Annotated in this window: 2 protein-coding genes; both read right to left on the bottom strand. The window is 23.0% G+C overall.

The window, feature by feature from the left end:
- On the bottom strand, positions 1–369 hold a 369-nt coding region (locus tag C6B38_RS03565; protein ID WP_146693288.1), incomplete at its 3' end, for a hypothetical protein.
- Positions 370–832: 463 nt separating this feature from the next.
- Entirely contained in the window at positions 833–988 is a 156-nt protein-coding gene (locus C6B38_RS09830) for a hypothetical protein (protein ID WP_162475842.1), read from the bottom strand.
- Positions 989–1,562: the final 574 nt, after the last annotated feature.

The raw sequence follows: 1,562 nt of genomic DNA, 5'->3' as shown, positions 1-1,562 counted from the left end.
GTTGTTTTCTACTTTAATCATTCTTCCGCAAATGCTTAAATAAAAAAATGGTATTTCTTTGTTTCCTTTTTTTGTTTTTATTTTTACTTGAATTCCGTTGTCTTCATATTTGAATTCTGCATCTAAGTTTTCTTGTTCGCCAAATCCGTAAAATAAAAAACCAGTTGAATTGTTATCACATAGTTTTAACATTTCTTCGTTATAATTATCGCTATTACCTAATAAGTTTATAGCGTTTTTATTGCTTAATTCTTTATTAGCATAGTAAGGGATTGTTTGGTTTCTTAATAAAAAATCGTAATATATTGCTTGGTCGCGGTCTGTTAAATAATCTTCTGTGTTGTCAAATGTTATAAATCTAAATGCCATTTTTTACCTCTCTTTTATAAATATTTTTTTTTCTAATTTGTTGGATGTTTTATCTCATTCACTATGTAATGCGTTATTAGCAATCATTTTTTTATTCATTGTTTCTTCAATGTTGTTAAAATTATTGTTTAGATCGTTGTTTAATTTTGTGTGTGGTTTTAAGTCTTCTCAATATTTTTGATTTTCTTTTATATTGTAAATTGTGTTATTTTGTAATTGATAGGTGAATAATTCAATATCATAGCTTCATTCTTCGTTTTTAATATCTTCTCATGATAAATTACTTTCATTTAATAATTCGTTTGTTAGTGTTTTAATTTCATTCTTTTTTGTTCTTAAATTAATATTAAAAATAATTTTTTTAATTGAATTTCCACTGGTTGCTTGTAATTCATATTCTGTATCTTCTTCAATTTCAATAATTCGCCCATAAATTAATATATATGTTTGATTAAAAACAACTTTATTTCCAAGGTGTCTTTTTATTAACTTTTTTTTCTTCGTTTAAAAAAATAATATTTTTATCTTTAACAAAAAAACTAGCAAAAAAATCTTGAATAATTCCATCATCACACGCTTCTACATTACAATTAGGAAATGTTTTTAAAACTATTGCCATAATTTAACCACCTTATTATTTTCATTATTATCTAACATAAAAAAACACCAGCCTTAACAATAATAATTAACCCCATCATTTATTGTCGTCGTGATGATACCGTCATTAAAATTATTTGTCAAATAAAAAAAGACAATTTATATTGTCTTTAAAATAGTTTATGTTATAATACATACAAATTTGTATTTATTCAGTCGTAGTAAATGCCTTAAATTTTATATGGACCATCCACATGCTTTAATTTATGCCATGGTGGAAAACTGCTATCGAATAAGATCGATACAAGTTTCCATATTATTTATTTATTATGTTACGACTGAATAAATACAAATTTTTTATTCTTAATAATTATAACATGTTTATTTTTATTTTGTAAAAAATTGTTAAAGTTTAAAATTACAATTAAAACAAGATAAAATAAAAAAGAGATATTAAATCTCTTTTTTATTTTTGAGAATATATTTTATATAATTCAATATAAATTCGGTCTTTATTATCGCGAAAGATTTTATAAGAAAATAGAAGGGCAATAAAATATAAGAAAATAGAAGGGCAATAAAACCGTCAATTCGTT

The organism is Spiroplasma sp. ChiS, from assembly GCF_002968355.1.
Taxonomy (GTDB): Bacteria; Bacillota_I; Bacilli_A; order Mycoplasmatales; family Mycoplasmataceae; genus Spiroplasma; species Spiroplasma citri.
Note: the sequence above shows the minus strand (reverse complement) of the source record. Positions and strands in the feature narration are given on the sequence as shown.